Source organism: Sulfitobacter sp. 1A15258 (assembly GCF_043557045.1).
In the GTDB taxonomy this organism is placed as follows: domain Bacteria; phylum Pseudomonadota; class Alphaproteobacteria; order Rhodobacterales; family Rhodobacteraceae; genus Sulfitobacter; species Sulfitobacter faviae.
Window position 1 is genome coordinate 242,510 of record NZ_JBIFFK010000006.1, and the last position, 7,136, is coordinate 249,645.

At 62.4% G+C, this 7,136-nt stretch carries 5 protein-coding genes and 3 tRNA genes; all 8 read left to right on the forward strand.

Annotated features, from left to right (window positions below):
- Window positions 1-58 precede the first annotated feature (58 nt).
- The gene (gene tgt, locus ACGYK9_RS14300) at window positions 59-1,186 is read left to right on the forward strand and encodes a tRNA guanosine(34) transglycosylase Tgt (protein ID WP_394414523.1); all 1,128 of its coding nucleotides are present in this window, start codon (window positions 59-61) and stop codon (window positions 1,184-1,186) included.
- A gap of 105 nt (window positions 1,187-1,291) precedes the next feature.
- Window positions 1,292-2,386, forward strand: coding sequence for an alkene reductase (locus ACGYK9_RS14305; RefSeq protein ID WP_394414526.1), 1,095 nt, complete (start codon window positions 1,292-1,294; stop codon window positions 2,384-2,386).
- Window positions 2,387-2,618: 232 nt separating this feature from the next.
- Window positions 2,619-5,030 carry an endopeptidase La gene (gene lon / locus ACGYK9_RS14310; protein WP_394414529.1) on the forward strand — a complete coding sequence of 804 codons (2,412 nt, stop codon included), beginning with the start codon at window positions 2,619-2,621 and terminating at the stop codon, window positions 5,028-5,030.
- Window positions 5,031-5,182: 152 nt separating this feature from the next.
- A tRNA-Val gene (locus ACGYK9_RS14315) sits at window positions 5,183-5,257 on the forward strand.
- A 133-nt stretch (window positions 5,258-5,390) separates the two neighbouring features.
- On the forward strand, window positions 5,391-5,972 hold the full coding sequence (locus ACGYK9_RS14320; RefSeq protein ID WP_394414532.1) for a histidine phosphatase family protein: 582 nt from the start codon (window positions 5,391-5,393) through the stop codon (window positions 5,970-5,972).
- On the forward strand, window positions 5,969-6,538 hold the full coding sequence (locus tag ACGYK9_RS14325; protein WP_394414535.1) for a histidine phosphatase family protein: 570 nt from the start codon (window positions 5,969-5,971) through the stop codon (window positions 6,536-6,538). Before ACGYK9_RS14320 ends, ACGYK9_RS14325 begins: the two co-directional genes overlap by 4 nt.
- 41 nt (window positions 6,539-6,579) lie before the next feature.
- Window positions 6,580-6,655: transfer RNA gene (locus tag ACGYK9_RS14330), tRNA-Val, on the forward strand.
- A 404-nt stretch (window positions 6,656-7,059) separates the two neighbouring features.
- Window positions 7,060-7,136: transfer RNA gene (locus ACGYK9_RS14335), tRNA-Asp, on the forward strand.

Genomic DNA, 7,136 nt, shown 5'->3' on the forward strand with positions numbered 1-7,136 from the left:
TATTGCATGTTTCCCGCCACTGGTTTATCGCGCCAGTCGCAGGCAGAGAGGGCAGCGTATGACCAGCACCGGATTCACCAAACACGCGCAGGACGGCAAGGCACGCAGCGGCGTGATCCAAACCCCGCGCGGCGAGATCCGCACGCCTGCCTTCATGCCGGTGGGCACAGCGGCGACGGTCAAGGCGATGATGCCCGAGAGCGTGGCCTCCACCGGCGCGGACATTCTGCTGGGCAATACCTACCATCTCATGCTGCGCCCCACGGCAGAGCGTGTGGCCACCTTGGGCGGGCTGCATAGGTTCATGAACTGGGACAAGCCGATCCTGACCGACAGTGGCGGCTTTCAGGTGATGAGCCTTGCCGGGCTGCGCAAGCTGACCGAACGCGGCGTGACTTTCAAAAGCCACATCGACGGCTCCAAGCATGAGATCACGCCGGAGCGCTCGATGGAGATTCAGGAGCTTCTGGGCTCGGACATCGTCATGTGTTTCGACGAATGCCCGGCGCTGCCCGCCGACCGGGACCGCATCGCCGAAAGCATGCGTCTGTCGATGCGCTGGGCCAAGCGCAGCCGGGAGGCTTTTGGCGACCGCCCCGGTCACATGCTGTTCGGCATCCAGCAAGGCGGGTTGGAAGAAGACTTCCGCCAAGAAAGCGCCGAGGCGCTGCGCGAGATCGGCTTTGACGGCTATGCCGTCGGCGGTCTGGCCGTGGGGGAGGGGCAGCAGGCGATGTTCTCCACCTTGGATTTCTCGACCGACATGCTGCCCGAGGACAAGCCGCGCTACCTGATGGGGGTGGGCAAACCCGACGATATCGTCGGTGCCGTGGCGCGGGGCATCGACATGATGGACTGTGTGCTGCCCTCACGCTCTGGCCGTACGGGGCAGGTCTTTACCCGGATGGGCGTGCTCAACATCAAGAACGCGCGGCATCAGGATGATCCGCGCCCGTTGGATGAGAATTGCAGCTGCCCGGCCTGCCGCAACTATTCGCGCGCCTATCTACACCATGTCTTCCGCAGCCAAGAGATCATCTCGTCGATGCTGCTGACATGGCACAACCTGCAATATTACCAAGACATCATGGCCGGCATGCGCGAGGCCATTGCGGCGGGGCGGTTCACCCAGTGGCAGGCCGATTTCCACGCAGGGCGCGAGCAGGGCGACATCGACCCGCTGTAGCGGCGGGGCGTTTCGCCCTCACGCGAATTTGTGCTGACGGTCCTTGCTGCAAGGCGGCGGGGTCTTAGGTGCCTTGCACATTCTATTGCAAGGAAAGGCCCGAATATGACCGAGAAGCTTTTTACCCCTTTCACCGCCGGTGAGATCGCGGCCGAGAACCGTCTGGTGATGGCCCCGCTGACGCGCAACCGTGCGGATAATGAGACCGGCGAAGTCTCGGACATGCATGTCGACTATTATCGCCAGCGGGCTGGCGCGGGCATCATCATCACCGAAGCCACGCAGATCAGCCCCGAGGGCAAGGGCTATTTCCAGACCCCCGGCATTCATAGCGAGGGCCAAGTCGCCGCATGGCGCAAGGTGACCGACGCGGTGCATGCCGAAGGTGGGCGGATCGTCATTCAACTGTGGCATGTGGGCCGGATCAGCCACACCTCTCTACAGCCCGATGGCGGCAAGCCTGTCGCGCCTTCTGCCATCGGCGCTGGCGTGAAAACCTTCACCGCCAACGGGTTCGAGGATACTTCCGAGCCGCGCGCGCTTGAATTGGATGAGATGCCGCGTCTGGTCGCCGACTATGCCCATGCCGCCGAGATGGCCAAGAAAGCAGGCTTCGACGGGGTCGAGGTTCACGGGGCCAATGGCTATCTGCTGGATCAATTCCTGAAAACCGGCAGCAACAAACGCGACGATGCCTATGGCGGCAGCGTGGAAAACCGCGCGCGGCTGCTGTTCGAGGTGCTGGATGCGGTGACGGAAGTCTGGGGCGGCGAACGTGTGGGGCTGCGTCTCTCGCCCTTTTCGCCCGCCAACGGGATCGAAGACGCCAATCCCCAAGAGACCTTTGAGTATGTCGTGAAGGGGCTGAACCGCTACAACCTGTCCTATCTGCACCTTGTCGAAGGGGCGACAGGCGGCTCGCGCGAGTTGGACGAAGGCGAAAGCATCGCCGCGCTGCGGGCGCTCTTTGACGGGCCTTACATGGCCAACAACGGCTATGACCGCGAAATGGCGATCAAGGCCGTGGCCGAGGATAAGGCTGATCTGATCGCCGTGGGCCGCCCCTTCATCGCCAACCCCGATCTGCCGCGCCGCTGGCAGATGAACGGGCCGCTGAATGAGGGCGATACCGATACCTACTACGGCGGTGGGCGTGAAGGCTTTACCGATTATCCGACGCTGGAACAGGCTGAAGCCTGACCGATCAGGGGCGCCCGTGCGGCGCCCCTTTCTTACGACGCGTGCAATTGGGGCGAAATCACCCCATCGCGCGCTTGCCTCCACCCCGCCGAAGCGCGATGATGGCGGTCGAATAGCCCGCAAGGGATTGAAACAGGCGGATGGGATGCACACATGTCCTGTCCAGAAGAGGGGATGTCAGAGGCCGCCTATGACAGGGGCCCGGATGTCTTGCTAAGATAAGGAATTGAGCATGTTAGAGCCACTGAACGCATCCTACCCGGTGCTTCCGCTGCGCGACATCGTCGTGTTTCCGCACATGATCGTGCCGCTTTTCGTTGGCCGCGAGAAATCCGTCCGCGCCCTTGAAGAGGTGATGGCGGACGATAAACAAATCCTGCTGTCGAGCCAGATCGACCCCGCCGAGGATGATCCCGACACATCCGGCATCTACAAGGCCGGTGTGCTGGCCAATGTGCTGCAACTGCTGAAACTGCCCGATGGCACCGTGAAAGTGCTGGTCGAAGGCCAAGCGCGGGTGCGCATCACCGAATACCTTGAGAACGACAACTTCTTCGAGGCGCGCGCCGAGTATCTGACCGAGATGCCGGGTGACGCGGCCACCACGCAGGCGCTGCTGCGCACCGTGGCCGATGAGTTCGAGCGCTACGCCAAGGTCAAGAAAAACGTACCCGAGGAAGCGCTTGCCGCCGTTGGCGAAAGCGCCGAGCCCGCGCGTCTCGCCGATCTCGTGGCCGGTCACCTCGGCATCGAGGTCGAGCAGAAGCAGGACTTGCTGGAGACGCTGAGCATCTCCGAGCGGCTTGAGAAGGTCTATGGCCTGATGCAGGGCGAAATGTCGGTGCTGCAGGTCGAGAAGAAGATCAAGACCCGCGTGAAGTCCCAGATGGAGCGGACACAGCGCGAATATTATCTGAACGAACAGATGAAGGCGATCCAGCAGGAGCTGGGCGACGGCGAAGACGGCAAGAACGAAGTTGCCGAGCTTGAAGCCAAGATCGCCGAGACCAAGCTGAGCAAGGAAGCCCGCGAAAAGGCTGAGGCCGAGCTGAAGAAGCTCAAGAACATGTCGCCCATGTCGGCCGAGGCCACCGTGGTGCGCAACTACCTCGACTGGATGCTATCCATCCCGTGGGGCGTGAAATCCCGCGTGAAGAAGGACTTGGGCCGCGCGCAAAAGGTTCTCGATGACGATCACTATGGCCTCGAGAAGGTCAAGGAGCGCATCGTCGAGTATCTGGCCGTGCAGCAGCGCTCGACCAAGATGAAAGGCCCGATCATGTGCCTCGTCGGCCCTCCGGGCGTCGGTAAGACATCCTTGGGCAAATCGGTCGCCAAGGCCACGGGGCGCGAGTTCATTCGCATCTCGCTGGGCGGCGTGCGCGACGAATCCGAGATCCGCGGCCACCGTCGGACCTACATCGGCTCCATGCCCGGCAAGATCATCCAGGCGCTGAAGAAAGCCAAGACCACGAACCCGCTCATCCTGCTCGATGAAATCGACAAGATGGGTCAGGATTTCCGTGGCGACCCGGCTTCGGCCATGCTTGAAGTGCTTGATCCGGAACAGAACGGCACCTTCGTGGACCACTATCTTGAAGTGGAATACGACCTGTCGAACGTGATGTTCCTGACCACGTCGAACAGCTACAACATGCCCGGGCCGCTTCTGGACCGGATGGAGATCATCCCGCTCTCGGGTTACACCGAGGATGAAAAGCGCGAGATCGCCAAGCAGCACTTGGTGCAGAAGCAGATCAAGAACCACGGTCTGAAAAAGAAGGAGTTCGAGATTGAGGACTCCGCCCTCACCGGCATGATCCGCTACTACACCCGTGAGGCCGGCGTCCGGAACCTCGAGCGCGAGATCGCCAAGGTGGCGCGCAAGTCGCTGACCAAGATCGTCAAGAAGGAGGCCGAGAGCGTCACCGTCACCGGCGACAACCTCGAAGACTACCTCGGCGTGCGCAAGCACCGCTTCGGTCTGGCCGAGGAGAAGGACCAGATCGGTGTCGTGACCGGGCTGGCCTATACCTCCGTGGGCGGTGAGCTTTTGAGCATTGAAGCACTGCGCCTGCCGGGCAAGGGCCGGATGAAGACCACCGGCAAGCTTGGCGACGTGATGAAGGAAAGCATCGACGCGGCCAGTTCCTACGTCCGGTCGATCTCTCCGCAGATCGGGATCAAACCACCGAAGTTCGACACGCTGGACATCCACGTTCACGTGCCGGACGGCGCTACGCCGAAAGACGGCCCCTCGGCCGGTCTGGCGATGGTGACCTCAATCGTCTCGGTGCTGACGCAGATCCCGGTGCGGCGCGACATCGCCATGACCGGCGAGGTCAGCTTGCGCGGCAACGCCATGCCAATCGGCGGATTGAAGGAGAAACTTCTCGCGGCCCTGCGCGGCGGCATCACCACGGTGCTGATCCCCAAAGAGAACGAGAAAGACCTGCCGGACATCCCCGACAACGTCAAAGAGGGGCTGACCATCATCCCGGTGGGCCATGTTTCGGAAGTTCTGGAGCATGCGCTGGTGAGCAAGCCGAAAGCGATCGATTGGGACGAAGCCGCCCAAGAGGCCGCCGAGGCCGCCGCGATGAAGGCCCGTGCCGCAGGCGTGGACGCCACGACCACGCATTAAGGCGAACGGCCCGTCAGAATGTCATCAACGCGCGCCTTTCGGGGCGCGCGTTTTTCGTATCCACCGTGGGGCAGGGCCCGCCGCATCTCGCGACAGTTTTTGCGCCAAACCCTCTTGCAAGCCGCGCCGCAATTGGCTACTTCGCCCCGCAAGGGTGATTAGCTCAGTGGTAGAGCGCTTCGTTCACATCGAAGATGTCAGGAGTTCAAATCTCTTATCACCCACCATTTTCCCCCTAGTTCGCGTTGGATTAGCTTGCCGCTCCGAGCCTGCGCCCATCTCCCATGGCTTGCCTTCTCTGCGTCGGGGTGATCCTTATCCCCATCGGCCCATACCACGGGCACCACGGGCGGAGAGAGCATGTCGGCACATCCTAAAATCTGGTTCCTGCGCCACGGGCAGACCGAGTGGAATCGCGCGTTTCGTCTGCAAGGACATCTCGATTCACCGCTGACCGATCAGGGCATCGCTGAGGCCGAGCGACAAGCGCAGATCATGCCAGCGATCCTTGCGCAAAAGCCGGATATCCTCGTCTCTCCGCTTGGCCGCGCGCAGCAGACGGCGCGGATTGCGTTGAATGGGGCCGCTTTCCAGACGGATGCCCGGCTGAAAGAAATCCATGCGGGCGATTGGCAGGGGGCAACCCGGGATGAGATATTCGCCGCGCACCCCGACCTCGCTGCCCGCGACCCGGCCCCGTTGGAGATCTACGCCGCCGCGCCGGGCGGGGAGGGGGTAGAGGCCTTTCGGGCGCGGATCCGGGCGGTGCTCGACAGTTTGACTGCGCCCACGGTGCTGGTGGCCCACGGGCTCTGGGGGCAGGTGCTTCGGGCAGAGGTCTGCGGCGTCGCTCCGGCAGAGGCCGGTCGACTCAGCAATCGACAGGGCTGCGTCTACTTGTTGGAAAACGGGACCGAGCGCATCTTGGAAGCCTCCGCATGAGCCGTTACCCGACGCTCTATATCCTGCGCCATGGGGAGACGGAGTGGAACCTCGCCAATCGGCTCCAAGGGCATTTCGATTCCCCGCTGACCGAGCGGGGGCGGGAACAGGCCGCGGCGCAGAATGCGATTCTGAAGCGCTGCGATCTGGCGGGGTTCTCGGCGCTCAGCAGCCGGCAGGGGCGGGCGGTGGTTACAGCCGAAATCGCGCTGGCGGGGACGGGGATGGAGGCTGCGCCTGATCCTCGTTTGGGGGAGATCGGCATCGGCGCTTGGGCCGGAATGCCGCGCGAGACGTTGCTGCGCCAAACCCCCGCCGCGCGTGATTCCTACGATCTTTACGAACACGCCCCCGAGGGCGAGGGTTTCGCGGCGCTGCATAAGCGCTGCCAGCGCTTTCTGGACAGCCTGTCCGGCCCCCATGTGCTGGTCACCCACGGCATCACATCGCGCATGTTGCGCCTTATTTTACTGGGCCGCACGCCCGCCGCGCTGCGGGAGATGCAAGGCGGGCAGGGGGTGGTTTTCCGTCTTGAGAACGGTCAGCAAGAAAGGCTGACATTATAGGCTTGAAGCCCGCCCCCACCTTGGGCTATCAGGTCCAAGTCGGGTCGTTAGCTCAGTTGGTAGAGCGCTTCGTTTACACCGAAGATGTCGGGAGTTCGAGCCTCTCACGACCCACCATCTCCCTTCAACCTATTTATTTGGATCAGCCAGTTGCTCTAGTGGTGAGCCCGATCGACGCCCGCCCGCTGCGCGGTCAGTCTGGGTCGGGAGTTCGAGCCTCTCACGACGCAGCATTTCCCTCTCGTTCAGCGATTGATGTTGGGCCAGCAGCTCAATGCCTCCGCGGCATAGCAGTATTCCAAGCCATAGCCTTCGTCAGTCCTGACCATCGGGGCGGCCAAGCAAAAGCGGCCCGATCCCTCCGCGAAAATCACCCGATTTTCGGCCTCAAACCCAGCCCATCAAAAGCCCCAAAAACAACTTACGAAAATTTCACATTTTCGCGCAAACCGCGCTTGACGGCGGAGCGCCCTCACCATAGAACACCCAAACGCTCCGGGGCGACCTGGAGAGTGCAGCGGGCGGTTGTAGCTCAGTTGGTTAGAGTACCGGCCTGTCACGCCGGGGGTCGCGGGTTCGAGCCCCGTCAACCGCGCCA

Coding starts and splice junctions, on each gene's coding strand:
- ACGYK9_RS14305 (WP_394414526.1), top strand. CDS start 1,292: ATGACCGAGAAGCTTTTTACCCCTTTCACCGCCGGTGAGATCGCGGCC.
- ACGYK9_RS14320 (WP_394414532.1), top strand. CDS start 5,391: ATGTCGGCACATCCTAAAATCTGGTTCCTGCGCCACGGGCAGACCGAG.
- ACGYK9_RS14325 (WP_394414535.1), top strand. CDS start 5,969: ATGAGCCGTTACCCGACGCTCTATATCCTGCGCCATGGGGAGACGGAG.
- lon (WP_394414529.1), top strand. CDS start 2,619: ATGTTAGAGCCACTGAACGCATCCTACCCGGTGCTTCCGCTGCGCGAC.
- tgt (WP_394414523.1), top strand. CDS start 59: ATGACCAGCACCGGATTCACCAAACACGCGCAGGACGGCAAGGCACGC.